General features: G+C 59.7%; 14 protein-coding genes. 13 read left to right on the plus strand and 1 reads right to left on the minus strand.

Annotated features, from left to right (window positions below):
• Position 1 precedes the first annotated feature (1 nt).
• The 9 genes from sdhA (at position 2) to AD665_RS02100 (ending at position 13,339) form a co-directional block, all read left to right on the plus strand.
• The gene (sdhA, locus tag AD665_RS02060; protein ID WP_024780618.1) at positions 2-1,774 is read left to right on the plus strand and encodes a succinate dehydrogenase flavoprotein subunit; all 1,773 of its coding nucleotides are present in this window, start codon (positions 2-4) and stop codon (positions 1,772-1,774) included.
• Between the two features lie 11 nt (positions 1,775-1,785).
• A complete protein-coding gene (locus tag AD665_RS02065; protein ID WP_024780617.1) occupies positions 1,786-2,490 on the plus strand; it encodes a succinate dehydrogenase iron-sulfur subunit in 705 nt (234 codons plus the stop codon).
• A 261-nt stretch (positions 2,491-2,751) separates the two neighbouring features.
• Complete coding sequence (locus AD665_RS02070) at positions 2,752-5,583, plus strand: 2-oxoglutarate dehydrogenase E1 component (protein ID WP_024780616.1); 2,832 nt, start codon at positions 2,752-2,754, stop codon at positions 5,581-5,583.
• 42 nt (positions 5,584-5,625) lie between these two features.
• Entirely contained in the window at positions 5,626-6,849 is a 1,224-nt protein-coding gene (gene odhB / locus AD665_RS02075; RefSeq protein WP_024780615.1) for a 2-oxoglutarate dehydrogenase complex dihydrolipoyllysine-residue succinyltransferase, read from the plus strand.
• 110 nt (positions 6,850-6,959) lie between these two features.
• A complete protein-coding gene (gene lpdA, locus AD665_RS02080; protein WP_024780614.1) occupies positions 6,960-8,396 on the plus strand; it encodes a dihydrolipoyl dehydrogenase in 1,437 nt (478 codons plus the stop codon).
• Positions 8,397-8,592: 196 nt separating this feature from the next.
• Complete coding sequence (gene sucC, locus AD665_RS02085; protein WP_003179235.1) at positions 8,593-9,759, plus strand: ADP-forming succinate--CoA ligase subunit beta; 1,167 nt, start codon at positions 8,593-8,595, stop codon at positions 9,757-9,759.
• Positions 9,759-10,643: a succinate--CoA ligase subunit alpha gene (sucD, locus tag AD665_RS02090; protein WP_003179236.1), complete on the plus strand. Its 885-nt coding sequence runs from the start codon at positions 9,759-9,761 to the stop codon at positions 10,641-10,643. The genes sucC and sucD overlap by 1 nt, the downstream gene beginning before the upstream one ends.
• A gap of 385 nt (positions 10,644-11,028) precedes the next feature.
• Positions 11,029-12,342 carry a branched-chain amino acid transport system II carrier protein gene (gene brnQ, locus AD665_RS02095; RefSeq protein WP_053190678.1) on the plus strand — a complete coding sequence of 438 codons (1,314 nt, stop codon included), beginning with the start codon at positions 11,029-11,031 and terminating at the stop codon, positions 12,340-12,342.
• Between the two features lie 259 nt (positions 12,343-12,601).
• Entirely contained in the window at positions 12,602-13,339 is a 738-nt protein-coding gene (locus AD665_RS02100; protein ID WP_024780612.1) for a DUF599 domain-containing protein, read from the plus strand.
• Positions 13,340-13,412: 73 nt separating this feature from the next.
• Here the strand turns inward: AD665_RS02100 and AD665_RS02105 are convergent, their stop codons facing one another.
• On the minus strand, positions 13,413-13,664 hold the full coding sequence (locus AD665_RS02105; RefSeq protein WP_024780611.1) for a hypothetical protein: 252 nt from the start codon (positions 13,662-13,664) through the stop codon (positions 13,413-13,415).
• Positions 13,665-13,822: 158 nt separating this feature from the next.
• Between AD665_RS02105 and AD665_RS02110 the strand changes: the two genes are divergently transcribed.
• The 4 genes from AD665_RS02110 to AD665_RS02125 all read left to right on the plus strand — a co-directional run bounded on the left by AD665_RS02110 (position 13,823) and on the right by AD665_RS02125 (position 17,542).
• A complete protein-coding gene (locus AD665_RS02110; RefSeq protein WP_053190681.1) occupies positions 13,823-14,299 on the plus strand; it encodes a PaaI family thioesterase in 477 nt (158 codons plus the stop codon).
• The gene (locus tag AD665_RS02115) at positions 14,296-14,757 is read left to right on the plus strand and encodes a PaaI family thioesterase (RefSeq protein WP_053190683.1); all 462 of its coding nucleotides are present in this window, start codon (positions 14,296-14,298) and stop codon (positions 14,755-14,757) included. Before AD665_RS02110 ends, AD665_RS02115 begins: the two co-directional genes overlap by 4 nt.
• A gap of 86 nt (positions 14,758-14,843) precedes the next feature.
• Positions 14,844-16,748, plus strand: coding sequence for a molecular chaperone HtpG (htpG, locus tag AD665_RS02120; RefSeq protein ID WP_024780608.1), 1,905 nt, complete (start codon positions 14,844-14,846; stop codon positions 16,746-16,748).
• A gap of 65 nt (positions 16,749-16,813) precedes the next feature.
• Positions 16,814-17,542: a dienelactone hydrolase family protein gene (locus AD665_RS02125; protein WP_053190686.1), complete on the plus strand. Its 729-nt coding sequence runs from the start codon at positions 16,814-16,816 to the stop codon at positions 17,540-17,542.
• Positions 17,543-17,660: the final 118 nt, after the last annotated feature.

Below are 17,660 nucleotides of genomic sequence, written 5' to 3' on the forward strand. Positions count from 1 at the left end.
CATGGCTAACATTCCAACGATTTCTTTCGACGCCATCATTGTTGGCGGCGGCGGTGCCGGCATGCGCGCAGCGCTGCAACTGGCCCAGGGCGGTCACAAGACTGCCGTGATCACCAAGGTCTTCCCGACCCGTTCGCACACTGTTTCCGCCCAGGGCGGCATCACCTGCGCCATCGCTTCGGCCGACCCGAACGATGACTGGCGCTGGCACATGTACGATACCGTCAAGGGTTCCGACTACATCGGTGACCAGGACGCTATCGAATATATGTGTCAGGAAGGCCCGGCCGCGGTGTTCGAGCTGGATCACATGGGCCTGCCGTTCTCCCGTACCGAAACCGGCCGTATCTACCAGCGTCCGTTCGGCGGCCAGTCCAAGGACTACGGCAAGGGCGGTCAGGCTGCACGTACCTGCGCGGCATCCGACCGTACCGGTCACGCGCTGCTGCACACCCTGTACCAGGGCAACCTGAAGGCCGGTACCACGTTCCTGAACGAGTACTACGCCGTAGACCTGGTGAAGAACCAGGACGGCGCCTTCGTCGGCGTGATCGCGATCTGCATCGAAACCGGCGAAACCACCTACATCCGCTCGAAAGCCACCGTACTGGCGACCGGCGGTGCAGGCCGTATCTATGCCTCCACCACCAACGCCCTGATCAACACCGGTGACGGCGTCGGCATGGCCCTGCGTGCTGGCGTGCCGGTACAAGACATCGAAATGTGGCAGTTCCACCCGACCGGCATCGCCGGCGCCGGTGTACTGGTCACCGAAGGTTGCCGCGGTGAAGGCGGTTACTTGATCAACAAGCACGGCGAGCGTTTCATGGAACGTTATGCTCCGAACGCCAAGGACCTTGCCGGTCGTGACGTCGTAGCGCGTTCGATGGTCAAGGAAATCATCGCCGGTAACGGCTGTGGCCCGAATGGCGACCACGTGATGCTCAAACTCGACCATCTGGGCGAGGAAGTTCTGCACAGCCGTCTGCCAGGCATCTGCGAACTGTCGAAGACTTTCGCTCACGTCGACCCGGTCGTCGCGCCGGTTCCAGTGGTTCCAACCTGCCACTATATGATGGGCGGCGTTCCCACCAACATCCATGGCCAGGCAATCACCCAGAACGCCGAAGGCGTGGACGAAATCATCCCTGGCCTGTTCGCAGTGGGTGAAGTGGCGTGTGTATCGGTTCACGGTGCCAACCGTCTGGGCGGCAACTCGCTGCTCGACCTGGTGGTCTTCGGTCGTGCCGCTGGCCTGCACCTGGAGAAGGCGCTGAGCGATGGCATCGAATACGACGACGCTACCGAAGCCGACATCAATGCGGCCTTGTCGCGCCTGAACGCCCTGAACAACCGTACCGATGGCGAAGACGTGGCCACCCTGCGTCGCGAGCTGCAAAGCTGCATGCAGAACTACTTCGGTGTGTTCCGTACCGGCGAATACATGCAGAAGGGTATTGCCCAGCTGGCAGAACTGCGTGAACGAATTGCCAATGTGAAGATCAACGATAAGTCACAGGCGTTCAACACCGCTCGTATCGAAGCGCTGGAACTGCAGAACTTGCTGGAAGTGGCCGAAGCCACCGCCATCGCCGCAGAAGTGCGTAAAGAGTCCCGTGGTGCCCACGCCCGCGAAGACTATGAAGACCGTGACGACGAAAACTGGCTGTGCCACACGCTGTACTTCCCGGGTGAAAAACGCGTCGCCAAGCGTGCCGTGAACTTCTCGCCGAAGACTGTTCCGACTTTCGAACCTAAAGTCCGGACTTATTAAGGGTGACCGCCATGTTGCAAGTCAGTGTTTATCGCTACAACCCTGATCAGGACGCCGCGCCGTTCATGCAGGATTTCCAGGTCGATACCGGTGGTAAAGACCTGATGGTGCTGGACGTGCTGGCCCTGATCAAAGAGCAGGACGAAGGTTTCTCCTATCGTCGCTCTTGCCGCGAGGGCGTTTGCGGCTCCGACGGCATGAACATCAACGGCAAGAACGGCCTGGCCTGCATCACGCCACTGTCGGCCGTTGTCAAAGGCAACAAGCTGATCGTTCGTCCGCTACCAGGTTTGCCGGTTATTCGTGACCTGGTCGTCGATATGAGCATCTTCTACAAGCAATACGAGAAGGTGAAGCCATTCCTGCAGAACGACACGCCGGCTCCGGCCATCGAGCGTCTGCAGTCCCCGGAAGAGCGTGAGAAGCTCGACGGTCTGTACGAGTGCATCCTGTGCGCTTGCTGCTCGACCTCGTGCCCATCCTTCTGGTGGAACCCGGACAAGTTCCTGGGCCCGGCCGCCCTGCTGCAAGCGTACCGCTTCCTGGCAGACAGCCGTGATACCAAGACGTCCGAGCGTCTGGCCGCACTGGATGACCCGTTCAGCGTATTCCGCTGCCGCGGGATCATGAACTGCGTCAACGTCTGCCCGAAAGGCCTGAACCCGACTAAGGCCATCGGTCACGTACGTAACATGCTGCTGCAAAGCGGCGTGTGATTCAGCTGCTGTACCCGTAGAACCGCTGTACCCGTAGAGGCTAAGGCGCGGGCTTCAACCCGCGTCGTAGCATAACCAGAACAGCCGCTTACAAAGCGGCGGTTCTTATTTTGAAGAAATGAGACAAGCAGGGGCATCCGGGCTGGTACCCGGACTATCAGCGTGATCCTAAGTGGCTTGTTTTAGTCGCTGCACTCGGACTTCTGCAAGTTTGCTCGGTGTTTTCGCCGATGGTGTTCCCCTAATCGAGGGTGACCAAGCATGCAAGAAAGCGTGATGCAGCGCATGTGGAACAGTGCCCACCTCTCCGGTGGTAACGCTGCCTATGTGGAAGAGCTCTACGAGCTCTACCTGCACGACCCTAACGCTGTGCCAGAAGAATGGCGCACCTATTTTCAGAAGTTGCCGGCTGACGGTAACTCTGCCACTGATGTTTCGCACTCGACGATTCGCGATCATTTCGTGCTGCTGGCAAAGAACCAGCGCCGCGCTCAACCGGTCTCCGCCGGCAGCGTGAGCAGCGAACACGAGAAGAAGCAAGTTGAAGTACTGCGACTGATCCAGGCCTACAGGATGCGAGGCCACCAGGCAGCCCAGCTGGACCCGCTGGGGCTGTGGCAGCGTCCTGCACCTGCAGACCTGTCGATCACTCACTACGGCTTGACCAATGCCGATCTTGATACGACCTTCCGTGCCGGCGACCTGTTTATCGGCAAAGAGGAAGCGAGCCTACGTGAAATTCACGAAGCGTTGCAGCAGACATATTGCCGCACCATTGGCGCTGAGTTCACGCACATCACCGATTCCGAGCAACGCCAGTGGTTCCAGCAGCGTCTGGAAAGCGTTCGTGGCCGTCCGACGTACTCCGCCGACATCAAGAGCCACCTGCTCGAGCGCGTCACTGCCGGTGAAGGCCTGGAAAAATACCTGGGCACCAAGTACCCGGGCACCAAGCGTTTCGGCCTGGAAGGCGGCGAGAGCCTGATTCCGATGCTGGACGAGCTGATCCAGCGTTCCGGTTCGTACGGCACCAAGGAAGTGGTCATCGGCATGGCCCACCGTGGTCGTCTCAACGTGCTGGTCAACACCTTCGGCAAGAACCCGCGCGAGCTGTTCGACGAGTTCGAAGGCAAGAAGAAGGTCGAGCTGGGTTCCGGTGACGTTAAATACCACCAGGGCTTCTCGTCCAACGTGATGACCACCGGTGGCGAAGTCCACCTGGCCATGGCGTTCAACCCGTCCCACCTGGAAATCGTTTCCCCGGTGGTCGAAGGTTCGGTTCGCGCCCGTCAGGATCGTCGCAACGACCCGACCGGCGAGAAGGTACTGCCGATCTCCATCCACGGTGACGCGGCATTCGCCGGTCAGGGCGTGGTCATGGAAACCTTCCAGATGTCCCAGACCCGCGGTTTCAAGACCGGCGGTACGGTGCACATCGTCATCAACAACCAGGTTGGTTTCACCATCAGCAACCCGTTGGACTCGCGCTCCACCGAGTACGCGACCGACGTGGCGAAGATGATCCAGGCGCCGATCCTCCATGTGAATGGTGATGATCCGGAAGCCGTGCTGTTCGTGACCCAGCTGGCCATCGACTACCGTATGCAGTACAAGCGTGACGTGGTGATCGACCTGGTCTGCTACCGTCGTCGCGGCCACAACGAAGCCGACGAGCCAAGCGGCACCCAGCCTCTGATGTACCAGCAGATCGCCAAGCAGCGCACTACCCGTGAGCTGTATGCCGAGCGCCTGACCCAGAGCGGCGTGCTGAATGCCGAGCGCGTCCAGGAAAAAGTCGATGAATATCGCAACGCCCTGGACAATGGCCTGCACGTTGTAAAAAGCCTGGTCAAAGAGCCGAACAAAGAGCTGTTCGTGGACTGGCGTCCATACCTGGGCCACGCCTGGACCGCTCGTCACGACACGCGTTTCGACCTCAAGACCCTTCAGGAACTGTCCGCCAAGCTGCTGGAAATTCCGGAAGGCTTCGTGGTCCAGCGCCAGGTCGCGAAGATCTACGAAGACCGTCAGAAGATGCAAGCCGGCGGCCTGCCGATCAACTGGGGTTACGCCGAAACCATGGCGTACGCGACCCTGGCGTTCGAAGGTCACCCGATCCGCATCACCGGCCAGGACGTAGGCCGCGGCACTTTCTCGCACCGCCACGCGGCGCTGCACAACCAGAAAGACGCCAGCACCTACATCCCGCTGCAACACCTGTACAAAGGCCAGCCACGTTTCGACCTGTACGATTCGCTGCTGTCCGAGGAAGCCGTCCTGGCGTTCGAATATGGCTACTCCACCACCGAGCCGAATGCGCTGGTGATCTGGGAAGCCCAGTTCGGCGACTTCGCCAACGGTGCCCAGGTGGTGGTCGACCAGTTCATCACCAGCGGCGAGCACAAGTGGGGTCGTCTGTGCGGCCTGACCATGCTGCTGCCACACGGTTATGAAGGGCAGGGGCCGGAGCACTCCTCGGCACGTCTGGAGCGTTACCTGCAACTGTGCGCCGAGCACAACGTCCAGGTCTGCGTACCGACGACCCCGGCTCAGATCTACCACCTGCTGCGTCGTCAGGTCATCCGTCCGCTGCGCAAGCCGCTGATCGTGCTGACGCCGAAGTCGTTGCTGCGCCACAAGCTGGCGATCTCCACGCTCGAGGACCTGGCCGAAGGCTCGTTCCAGACCGTCATTTCCGAGATCGATACGCTGGATGCGGCCAAGGTGACTCGCTTGATCCTGTGCAGCGGCAAGGTCTACTACGACCTGTTGGAAAAACGTCGTGCCGAAGGCCGCGAAGACATCGCCGTCGTGCGTATCGAGCAGCTTTACCCGTTCCCGGAAGAAGACCTGATGGAGGCCATCGCGCCTTACACCAACCTCACCGACGTGGTGTGGTGTCAGGAAGAACCGATGAACCAGGGCGCGTGGTACAGCAGCCAGCATCACCTGCGTCGCAGCATCGGCAACCATAACAAGGCCCTGGGCCTGGAATACGCCGGTCGTGACGCTTCTGCTGCACCTGCTTGTGGTTACGCATCGATGCACGCCGAGCAGCAGGAACAACTGCTGCAAGATGCCTTCACTGTTTAATGCCTTCGCGCACCTGAAACCGAATTTAAGGAACCACAGATAATGGCTATCGAGATCAAAGCCCCCACTTTCCCGGAATCGGTTGCCGATGGCACCGTTGCCACCTGGCACAAAAAACCGGGCGAGGCCGTCAAGCGTGACGAACTGATCGTCGACATCGAGACCGACAAGGTCGTGCTGGAAGTCCTGGCGACCGCCGACGGCGTGCTGGGCGCGATCGTCAAGAACGAAGGCGACACTGTTCTGTCCGACGAAGTGCTGGGCTCGATCGTTGAAGGTGGTGCTGCCGCTGCTGCTCCGGCCGCTGCTGCTGCACCTGCCGCTGCCCAGGCTGCCGCTCCGGTTGCCGATGGCGAAGACGATCCAGTCGCCGCACCTGCTGCGCGCAAGATCGCCGAAGAGAACGGTATCAACATCGCTTCCGTTGCCGGCACCGGCAAAGGTGGTCGTGTGACCAAGGAAGACGTGGTTGCCGCCGTGGCCGCCAAGAAAGCCGCTCCAGCTGCCGCACCTGCCAAGCCAGCCGCACCGGCCGCTTCGGCTCCGGTGTTCGCTGCCGGTGATCGCGTTGAAAAACGCGTTCCGATGACTCGCCTGCGTGCCAAGGTTGCCGAGCGTCTGGTCGAAGCCCAGTCGAACATGGCGATGCTGACCACCTTCAACGAAGTCGACATGACCGAAGTCATGGCTCTGCGTTCGAAGTACAAGGACCTGTTCGAGAAGTCCCACAACGGCGTACGCCTGGGCTTCATGTCGTTCTTCGTCAAGGCTGCCACCGAAGCGCTGAAACGCTTCCCGGCTGTCAACGCATCGATCGACGGTTCCGATATCGTCTACCATGGCTACGCCGACATTGGTGTTGCGGTTTCCAGCGATCGTGGCCTGGTGGTTCCGGTCCTGCGTAACGCCGAACTGATGAGCCTGGCCGAAATCGAAGGCGGCATCGCCACCTTCGGCAAGAAGGCCCGTGACGGCAAGCTGTCCATCGAAGAGATGACCGGCGGTACGTTCACCATCACCAACGGTGGTACATTCGGTTCGATGATGTCGACGCCGATCGTCAACCCGCCACAAGCGGCGATCCTGGGCATGCACAACATCCTGCAGCGTCCGATGGCGATCAACGGTCAGGTTGTGATTCGTCCGATGATGTACCTGGCCCTGTCCTACGATCACCGCCTGATCGACGGTAAAGAAGCCGTGACGTTCCTGGTGACCATCAAGAACCTGCTGGAAGATCCGGCTCGTCTGCTGCTGGATATCTGATATCGCCGCGAGGGCCGGTCCGTTGACCGGCCCCTTGCTGAAACAACCGGTTTCGTCCCACGGCGGTCTCCACAAGTGACCGTCCGGTTTGATTCGAGAAGGAATGACTCATGACTCAGAAATTCGACGTAGTAGTGATTGGTGCGGGCCCTGGTGGCTATGTAGCGGCCATCAAGGCTGCGCAACTGGGCCTCACTACTGCCTGCATCGAGAAGTACACCGACAAAGAGGGCAAACTGGCCCTGGGCGGTACCTGCCTGAACGTCGGTTGCATTCCATCCAAGGCGCTGCTGGACAGCTCCTGGAAGTTCCACGAAGCGCAAGACGGCTTCAAGATCCACGGTATCAGCCACTCCGGCGTGAGCATGGATGTACCCGCGATGGTCGGTCGCAAGGCCAACATCGTGAAGAACCTGACCAGCGGTGTTGCCACCCTGTTCAAGGCCAACGGCGTGACCTCGATCCAGGGCCACGGCAAGTTGCTGCTGGGCAAGAAAGTCGAAGTGACCAAGCCGGACGGCTCGGTTGAAGTGATCGAAGCCGAAAACGTCATCCTGGCTCCTGGTTCGCGTCCGATCGACATCCCGCCGGCTCCGGTCGACCAGAACGTGATCGTCGACTCCACCGGCGCCCTGGAATTCCAGTCCGTGCCTAAGCGCCTGGGCGTCATCGGTGCCGGCGTGATCGGCCTCGAGCTGGGTTCGGTATGGTCGCGCCTGGGCGCGCAAGTGACCGTACTGGAAGCCCTCGATACCTTCCTGATGGCTGCCGACACCGCAGTCTCCAAGGAAGCGCTGAAGACCCTGACCAAGCAAGGCCTGGACATCAAGCTGGGTGCACGCGTGACCGGTTCGAAAGTCAACGGCGAAGAAGTCGTGGTGACCTACACCGACGCCAATGGCGAACAGACCATCACCTTTGACAAGCTGATCGTTGCGGTTGGCCGTCGTCCGGTGACCACCGACCTGCTGGCTGCCGACAGCGGCGTGGAAATCGACGAGCGCGGTTTCCTCCAGGTTGACGATTTCTGCGCCACTACCGTACCGGGCGTCTACGCCATCGGTGACGTGGTCCGCGGCATGATGCTGGCGCACAAGGCGTCCGAGGAAGGCATCATGGTCGTCGAGCGCATCAAGGGCCACAAGGCCCAGATGAACTACGACCTGATCCCGTCGGTTATCTACACCCACCCGGAAATCGCATGGGTCGGCAAGACCGAGCAGGCCTTGAAAGCCGAGGGCGTTGAAGTTAACGTCGGCACCTTCCCGTTCGCCGCCAGTGGCCGTGCCATGGCAGCCAACGATACCGGCGGTTTCGTGAAAGTCATCGCCGATGCCAAGACGGATCGCGTATTGGGCGTTCACGTTATCGGCCCAAGCGCTGCCGAGCTGGTACAGCAAGGCGCGATCGGCATGGAATTCGGCACCAGCGCTGAAGATCTGGGCATGATGGTCTTCTCCCATCCGACCCTGTCCGAAGCCTTGCACGAAGCGGCCCTGGCCGTAAATGGCGGCGCCATCCACGTGGCCAACCGCAAGAAGCGTTAATAAATAATAAGAAACCACGGCGGTTCGGCCCGTCGTGAGCCTTGCGAGCAAGACTCACCGCGGAATGTCCGCTGGACGCAGTCTTGCGTAGCTGAACCGGGCGACCGGAAGGCTACGCAAGCAGCAGTCACAGGTGGTGCGGCACTGAAACGGTGCAGCACCGAATGCGCAGTACCTAACGAAGACGGTAATAAGCATGAATCTTCACGAGTATCAGGGTAAGCAGCTGTTCGCTGAGTACGGCCTGCCAGTATCCACAGGCTACGCGGTAGACACTCCGGAAGCGGCAGCAGAAGCTTGCGACAAAATCGGCGGCAGCGAATGGGTTGTCAAAGCCCAGGTTCACGCCGGTGGTCGCGGTAAAGCGGGCGGCGTCAAGCTGGTTCGCAGCAAAGAAGACGCCAAAGCCTTCGCACAGCAGTGGCTGGGCAAGCGTCTGGTGACTTACCAGACTGATGCCAATGGTCAGCCAGTCACCAAGATCCTGGTTGAATCGTGCACTGATATCGCTAAAGAGCTGTACCTGGGCGCTGTCGTTGACCGTTCGAGCCGTCGCATCGTGTTCATGGCTTCCACCGAAGGTGGCGTGGACATCGAGAAAATCGCTCACGATACCCCTGAGAAAATCCTCAAGGCCACCATCGATCCACTGGTTGGCGCACAGCCATTCCAGGGTCGCGAACTGGCATTCCAGCTGGGTCTGGAAGGCAAGCAGGTCACTCAATTCGCCAAGATCTTCGTAGGTCTGGCCAAGCTGTTCCAGGACCACGACCTGGCACTGCTGGAAGTGAACCCGCTGGTGATCAAGGCCGACGGCGACCTGCACTGCCTCGATGCCAAGATCAACATCGACGCCAACGCCATGTACCGTCAGCCCAAGCTGAAGACTTTCCACGATCCGTCGCAAGACGATCCGCGCGAAGCGCACGCTGCCAAGTTCGAACTGAACTACGTAGCCCTGGAAGGTAACATCGGCTGCATGGTCAACGGTGCCGGTCTGGCCATGGGTACCATGGACATCGTCAACCTGCACGGCGGCAAGCCAGCCAACTTCCTCGACGTGGGCGGTGGTGCTACCAAGGAACGCGTAACCGAAGCGTTCAAGATCATCCTGTCCGACACCAACGTCGCAGCAGTACTGGTCAACATCTTCGGCGGTATCGTTCGTTGCGACATGATTGCCGAAGGCATCATCGGCGCCGTGAAAGAAGTTGGCGTGAAAATCCCGGTTGTTGTTCGCCTCGAAGGCAACAACGCTGAGCTGGGCGCTAAAGTACTGGCAGAAAGCGGTTTGAACATCATCGCTGCTACCAGCCTGACCGACGCTGCTCAACAAGTCGTTAAAGCTGCGGAGGGCAAATAATGAGCGTCCTGATCAACAAAGACACCAAGGTTATCTGCCAGGGTATTACCGGTTCGCAAGGTAGTTTCCACACCCAGCAAGCCATCGAATACGGCACCAAGATGGTTGGCGGCGTAACGCCTGGCAAGGGCGGCACCGAGCACCTGGGCCTGCCTGTCTTCAACACCGTCAAGGACGCTGTTGCAGCCACTGGCGCCACCGCCAGCGTGATCTACGTTCCGGCTCCTTTCTGCAAGGATTCCATCCTTGAAGCGGCGTTCGGCGGCATCAAGCTGATCGTGTGCATCACCGAAGGCATCCCGACCATCGACATGCTGGAAGCCAAGGTCAAGTGCGACGAGCTGGGCATCACCCTGATCGGGCCTAACTGCCCAGGCGTGATCACTCCAGGCGAATGCAAGATCGGCATCATGCCAGGTCACATTCACTTGCCAGGCAAGGTCGGTATCGTTTCCCGTTCCGGCACCCTGACCTACGAAGCTGTGAAGCAGACCACTGACGCCGGTTTCGGTCAGTCGACTTGCGTCGGCATCGGCGGTGACCCGATCCCAGGCTCGAACTTCATCGACATCCTGAAGCTGTTCCAGGAAGACCCGAAGACCGAAGCGATCGTCATGATCGGTGAGATCGGCGGTTCGGCTGAAGAAGAAGCGGCTGCCTACATCAAGGCAAACGTGACCAAGCCGGTTGTTTCCTACATCGCAGGTGTGACTGCTCCTCCGGGCAAGCGCATGGGCCATGCTGGCGCAATCATCTCTGGCGGCAAAGGCACTGCAGACGAGAAATTCGCTGCACTGCAAGACGCAGGCGTGAAAACCGTGCGTTCGCTGGCAGACATCGGCAAGGCCCTGGCTGAGCTGACTGGCTGGGAAATGAAGAAGTAAGCTTCGGCTGACTGATTCGCTCCAGCACAAAGGCCACCTTCGGGTGGCCTTTGTCGTTTCTGGCACTTGTGTGGAAGCAAGTGTGGGAGCAAGCCTTGCTCCCACAGATAAATCCCCTCGCCACAAGTCATCCGCTGTCCACCAGGGAGGTTATGTGGGAAAAATAGATACGTAAACGCGACACGAAAATGTCGTGTATCGGATAGTTCGCCCCGTAACAGTGCGTTTGTGATCCGAATTGGTTAGGCTAGCAGCCATTTTTGCGACCGCAGCCCACAAGGACGCGACGCGCTAAACGGGTCGATCCCATACGGATCGGCAGCATTTCCCTCTACCCATGGGGAAATCCCTCTCTAAATTCCGATTCAGCAGTGTGGTTTCCTTAATGAAAGTGTTGAAAGGCCAGGACATCCTGGCGCTTGGTTTCATGACATTTGCCCTGTTCGTCGGGGCCGGCAACATCATCTTCCCGCCTATCGTTGGTTTGCAGTCCGGACCCCATGTCTGGATGGCGGCGTTGGGTTTCCTGATCACTGCGGTAGGGCTGCCGGTGATCACCGTGGTTGCCCTGGCGAAGGTCGGCGGGGCGATGGATGCATTGAGCAGTCCCATCGGCAAGCTTGCCGGCGGTCTGCTGGCGGCGGTCTGCTACCTGGCCGTCGGTCCGCTGTTCGCCACGCCGCGTACCGCCACCGTCTCGTTCGAAGTCGGCCTGGCGCCACTGACCGGCGAAAGCCCGCTGGCGCTGTTCCTCTACAGCGCCGTGTATTTCGTGCTGGTGTTCTTCATCTCGCTCTACCCGGGTCGGTTGCTGGATACCGTTGGACGTTTCCTCGCGCCGCTGAAGATCATCGCCCTGGCCGTGCTGGGGATCGCTGCGTTTGCCTTGCCCGCCGGCGGTATCGGCGTAGCCACACCGGAGTATGTCGCGGCGCCGTTCTCCCAGGGTTTCATCAATGGCTACCTGACCATGGATACCCTCGGTGCCCTGGTGTTCGGCATCGTCATCGTCAACGCGATCCGCTCCCGGGGCGTCGAGTCACCGGCCCTGATCACCCGCTATGCAATCATTGCCGGGTTGATTGCCGGGGCCGGCCTCGCGCTGGTCTATATCAGCCTGTTCCGCCTGGGCTCGGGCAGCCACGAAGTGGCATTGGGCGCAACCAACGGCGCTGCGGTGCTGCATGCCTACGTGCAACACACCTTCGGCAGTCTGGGCAGTGGTTTCCTTGCCGTATTGATCTCCCTGGCCTGCCTGGTGACCGCGGTGGGCCTGACCTGCGCTTGTGCCGAATACTTCAGCCGTGTCCTGCCGCTGTCCTACAAGACGCTGGTGGTGATTCTGGCGGCGTTTTCGTTGCTGGTGTCCAACCTCGGCCTGACCAAGCTGATCGCTTTGTCGATCCCGGTCCTGACCGCAATCTATCCGCCATGCATCGCCCTGGTAGCCCTGAGCTTCTGCAAGGACTTCTGGCTCGAACAGGGACGCATCGTCGGCCCGGTGATGCTGGTGTCGTTCCTGTTTGGCCTGGTCGATGCGCTCAAGGGCGCAGGGCTGGCTGACTGGATGCCGGCGCAACTGGCTCATCTGCCGCTGAGCGAGCAGGGACTGGCCTGGCTGGTGCCATCGGTCATGACCCTGGTCGTGGCCGTGGTGTGTGATCGCCTGCTGGGCAAGCGCAGCGAAGCACTGGCTTAAACCGCCACACTGTTCCCGCTTGACCGAAATGCCCCGTATCAATCGATACGGGGCATTTTTTATGCAGCGGTGTCTTTTTCCTTGGGTTAACGTCGAAGCAGTGTCCTGCACAAATGAAGTTCTCCTGTGGGAGCGAGCCTGCTCGCGATAGCGGTAAGTCAGCCAATGAATGGATAGCTGATCAACCGCAATCGCGAGCAGGCTCGCTCCCACAGGAGGCGCAGCAACTGCTCCATGTTCTTTTTATACAAGGAATTGCATGTCATTCATCCAAGCCAACCTGATCCATCTCCTGGCCGCTGTGTGGTTCATCATCTGCTGGGGCGGCTATACCCGTTATGCCACGTGGAAGGCCCGCGATACGGCCTGCCTGGCCAGTGTGATGCACTTGTATCGTGAAGACTGGATGCGCCGCATGCTGCTGCGTGAGAACCGTATTGCCGATGCCAGTGTGATCGGTAACCTGGAGCGTAATGCGTCATTTTTTGCCTCCAGTACGTTGATCATCCTGGCTGGCATCCTGACGGTACTCGGCGCATCCGACCGTGCGGTGTCGTTACTGGCGGACCTGCCACTGGTACAGCAGGCTTCACAGGGCATGGCCGAGGTCAAACTGCTGTGCCTGGCGTTGGTGTTCGTGTACGCGTTCTTCACGTTCAGCTGGTGCATGCGTCAATACAACTTCGCGGCGGTCCTGGTGGGGTCGGCGCCGATGATCGGCGAACGCCATGTCTCGGAGCAGGAGCGCAAGGCCTTTGCACTGCGGGCCGCGCGGGTGATCTCGATGGCCGCCAACCAGTTCAACTTCGGCCTGCGCTCTTATTATTTCGGCATGACCATGTTGGCGTGGTTCGTCAGCCCCTGGTTATTCATGTTGATGAGTGCTGGCGTGGTGTTTGTGCTCTATCAGCGCGAGTTTCATTCCGATGTGCTGGATGTCATGGTCTATACGCCGACGGAAGTGCCGGCAGCCGAAGTCGTCAAGGACGCGACATGACAACATGGCCGGCTAAATCATAGGCAAAAGAAAACCCGCGCCAGGCGGGTTTTCTTTTGCCGCTAAAACCGTATCAGTTGGTTTTAGGTGCTTCGGCAGGCGCTTGTTCCTGCGTCGCGGCTTTGTTCGCTTCAGCCTGATCTTTGGCGGCTTCGGCGTTTTCTTTCGCCGCGTCGTTCACTTTATCCTGTGCTTTGTTCATGTCCTGCTGAGCTTGCTCAGCATGTTGGTTGGCATCTTGAGCTTTGTCCTCGGATTTCTTATCGCAGGCAGCGAGACCAAGGGAGGCGGCCAACATCAAGGCAATAGCTAAAGTCTTACGCATGGGGTGTTTCTCCTTATGGAAATAACTACTGGCCGTTTGAGCAATTCGCCTGGGGTTAAGTTCCTCTTTTGCGACAGATATATAACGTTGCGGTGAAATGGAACTTTATGAGGCGCGCCTGTTATCAGGTCCCCGTTACTGACAAGAGCATTGAATCAATGGCTGAAGATCCCGTTTTTGAGCGTGCGACGCGTTTTTTGTCCGCGCTGAGACATTGCCAGGTGTTGGGCTTGAAGTTGCACAGCGCCAGCCAGGAAGGACTGACCCTGGTGCTGCCTTTCAGCCCACGGATCGTGGGCAACCCGCTTACCGGCGTCCTGCATGGCGGGGCGTTGACGTCATTGATGGACACGGCCTGCGGTATGTCGACCCTCTGCGTTTTACCGGAGTTCGAGGTCTGTCCGACCCTGGACCTGCGCATCGACTACATGCACGCCGCCGAGCCGAACAAGGATGTCTATGGTTTCGCGCAATGCTACCGGGTGACGCCGGACGTGATTTTCACCCGAGGTTTCGCCTATCAGGACGACCCCGCTCAACCCATCGCCCATGTGGTGGGGACTTTCATGCGCCTGGGCCAACACGCCAGGGGTATAACGAAGGGTGGCCGGACGGCTGGCATGGACACGCCATGACCGATATCACCGGAGAACGACTGCGTCAGGCCTGTGAGCAGGGTGATTATGCGCTGCTGCTGGCCTCGATCCCTTATGCCCAGCTCATCGGCGCCGAATGCGCGCGCCAGGGCGATGACCTGATCTTCCGCCTGCCGGCCAACAAGGACAACATTGGTAACCCTTTACTGCCGGCGATCCATGGCGGCGTCATTGCCGGCTTCATGGAGCTGGCGGCAGCCGTTCATCTGCTGATCGCCACCCGCGCGCCGGGTGTGCCGAAGATCATCGATTTCTCCCTGGATTACCTGCGCGCCGGGCAATTTCGCGACACCTATGCCAGGTGCCAGGTTTGGCGCCAGGGCCGACGGGTGGCCAACGTTGCCATCACCGCCTGGCAGGACGCGGAGGCCGAGCCGATCGCAACCGCGCGGGCGCATTTCAAGATCCAGGAGTCTGCCAAACCTGACCACCCTTGAAATCCCCATCGTTGCCCCCACCTTGAGGACATCCCGCCGCCATCTCAGCGAGGCGGACACCACCATCCACTTGGAGTTTGATGACCATGAGCGTGGAAACTCAAAAGGAAACCCTGGGCTTCCAGACCGAGGTGAAACAGCTGCTGCACCTGATGATTCACTCGCTGTATTCGAATAAGGAAATTTTCCTTCGCGAGTTGATTTCAAACGCCTCCGATGCTGTCGACAAATTGCGTTTCGAAGCCCTTTCCAAGCCAGAGCTGCTGGAGGGGGGCGCTGAGCTGAAAATCCGTGTGAGCTTCGACAAGGACGCCAAGACCGTCACCCTCGAAGACAATGGCATCGGCATGAGCCGCGAAGAGGTGATCACGCACCTGGGCACCATCGCCAAGTCCGGCACTGCCGATTTCATGAAAAACCTGTCGGGCGACCAGAAGAAAGATTCCCACCTGATCGGGCAGTTCGGCGTCGGCTTCTATTCGGCGTTCATCGTTGCCGAGCAGGTCGAAGTGTTCAGTCGCCGTGCCGGCCTCGCAGCGAGCGAAGGCGTGCACTGGTCGTCCAAGGGCGAGGGCGAGTTTGAAGTCGCCACCATCGACAAGGCTGATCGCGGCACCCGCATCGTGCTGCACCTCAAGTCCGGCGAGGACGAGTTTGCCGATGGCTGGCGCCTGCGCAACATCATCAAGAAGTATTCCGACCATATCGCGCTGCCGATCGAGCTGCCGAAGGAAGTCACCGCCGCTGAAGGCGAAGAAAAGCCTGAAGTGGAATGGGAAACCGTCAACCGCGCCAGCGCCCTGTGGACTCGCCCACGGACCGAGGTGAAGGACGAGGAATACCAGGAGTTCTACAAGCACATTGCCCACGATTACGAGAACCCGCTGAGCTGGAGCCATAACAAGGTCGAAGGCAAGCTGGAATACAACTCGCTGCTGTACGTGCCGGCCCGCGCCCCGTTCGACCTGTATCAACGCGAAGCGCCACGTGGCCTGAAGCTTTACGTGCAACGCGTCTTCGTGATGGACCAGGCCGAATCGTTCCTGCCGCTGTACTTGCGCTTCATCAAGGGTGTGGTGGATTCCAACGATCTGTCTCTGAACGTTTCGCGGGAAATCCTGCAGAAAGATCCGATCATCGACTCCATGAAGTCGGCGCTGACCAAGCGTGTCTTGGACATGCTGGAAAAACTGGCGAAGAACGAGCCCGAGCAGTACAAGAGCTTCTGGAAGAACTTCGGCCAGGTGATGAAAGAAGGTCCGGCCGAGGATTTCGCCAATAAAGAAAAGATCGCCGGCCTGCTGCGCTTTGCGTCGACCCAGGGTGACGATGGCGAGCAGATCGTCGGTCTGGCCGATTACCTGGCCCGCGCCAAGGAAGGTCAGGACAAGATCTACTACCTGACCGGTGAAACCTATGCACAGGTCAAGAACAGCCCGCACCTGGAAGTCTTCCGCAAGAAGGGCATTGAAGTGCTGTTGCTGACCGACCGTATCGATGAGTGGCTGATGAGCTACCTCAACGAGTTCGACGGCAAGAGCTTCGTCGATGTGGCCCGTGGCGACCTGGACCTCGGCAACCTGGATTCGGAAGAAGACAAGAAAGCCGCCGAAGAAGTCGCCAAGAGCAAGGAAGGCCTGGTGGAGCGGATCAAGACAGCCCTGGGCGATGCCGTCAGCGAAGTGCGTGTCTCGCACCGCCTTACCGATTCCCCGGCGATCCTGGCCATCGGTGAACAGGACCTCGGCCTGCAAATGCGCCAGATCCTGGAAGCCAGTGGCCAGAAAGTCCCGGATTCCAAGCCGATTTTCGAGTTCAACCCGGCTCACCCGCTGGTGGAGAAACTCGACAACGAGCAGAGCGAAGAGCGCTTTGGCGACCTGTCGCACATCCTGTTCGATCAAGCGGCCCTGGCGGCGGGCGACAGCCTGAAGGACCCGGCGGCCTATGTGCGTCGCCTGAACAAGCTGCTGGTTGAACTGTCAGCTTGATGAGGTAAGGAAAACCCCGCTTCGGCGGGGTTTTCGTTTCTGGTATCCATCAAAAGGAGACAGACATGAGTCAGATTACGGTTCGTTCAGTGGCCTATCAGATTGACGGCCAGACCTACGAAAGTCGCCTGGCCTTCGATGCCGCCCAGCAGGGCCCGCGTCCGGGCTTGCTGATGGCGCCGAACTGGATGGGGGTTGGGGCGGGGGCCGAGGACATCGCCAAGTCGGTGGCGGCCAAGGGGTATGTGGTGTTGATCGCCGACCTGTACGGCCAGACGGTGCGCCCGAGCAATGCCGAGGAGGCGGGGGCTGCGATGATGCCGCTCAAGAAGGATCGGGCCCTGTTGCGCAAGCGCATGCAGGCGGCATTCGAGCAGCTGCAAGGGCAGGGTGAGGCGCAGGTCGACGCTACGAAACTCGCCACGTTCGGCTTCTGCTTCGGCGGTTGCTGTGCCCTGGAGCTGGCCCGCATGGGCGCGCCGCTGAAGGCCGCTATTTCGTTCCATGGCACCCTGGATACGCCGAACCCGTCGGATGCGCAAAACATCAAGGGTGTGGTGCTGGCGATGCACGGTGCTTCAGACCCGCTGGTACCGAAGGAACAACTGCCAGCCTTTGAGGACGAAATGAACGCCGCCGGTGTCGATTGGCAACTGCTGAGCTACGGTGGCGCGGTGCACTCTTTCACCGATCCCCACGCCAATGTGCCGGGCAAGATGATGTACAACGCCAAGGTGGCCAAGCGGGCGTTCAGGGCGATGCACAATTTGCTGGATGAAGTGTTCGCGGGCTGAGTTGGGCTTGATCTGATTTTGTTGTTGTCTGGCCTGCCGTCATCGCGAGCAGGCTCGCGACCACAGGGGGGCACCAATCCGATGTGGGAGCGAGCCTGCTCGCGATAGCGGACGGTCA

This window comes from Pseudomonas corrugata, from assembly GCF_001269905.1.
In the GTDB taxonomy this organism is placed as follows: Bacteria; Pseudomonadota; Gammaproteobacteria; order Pseudomonadales; family Pseudomonadaceae; genus Aquipseudomonas; species Aquipseudomonas corrugata.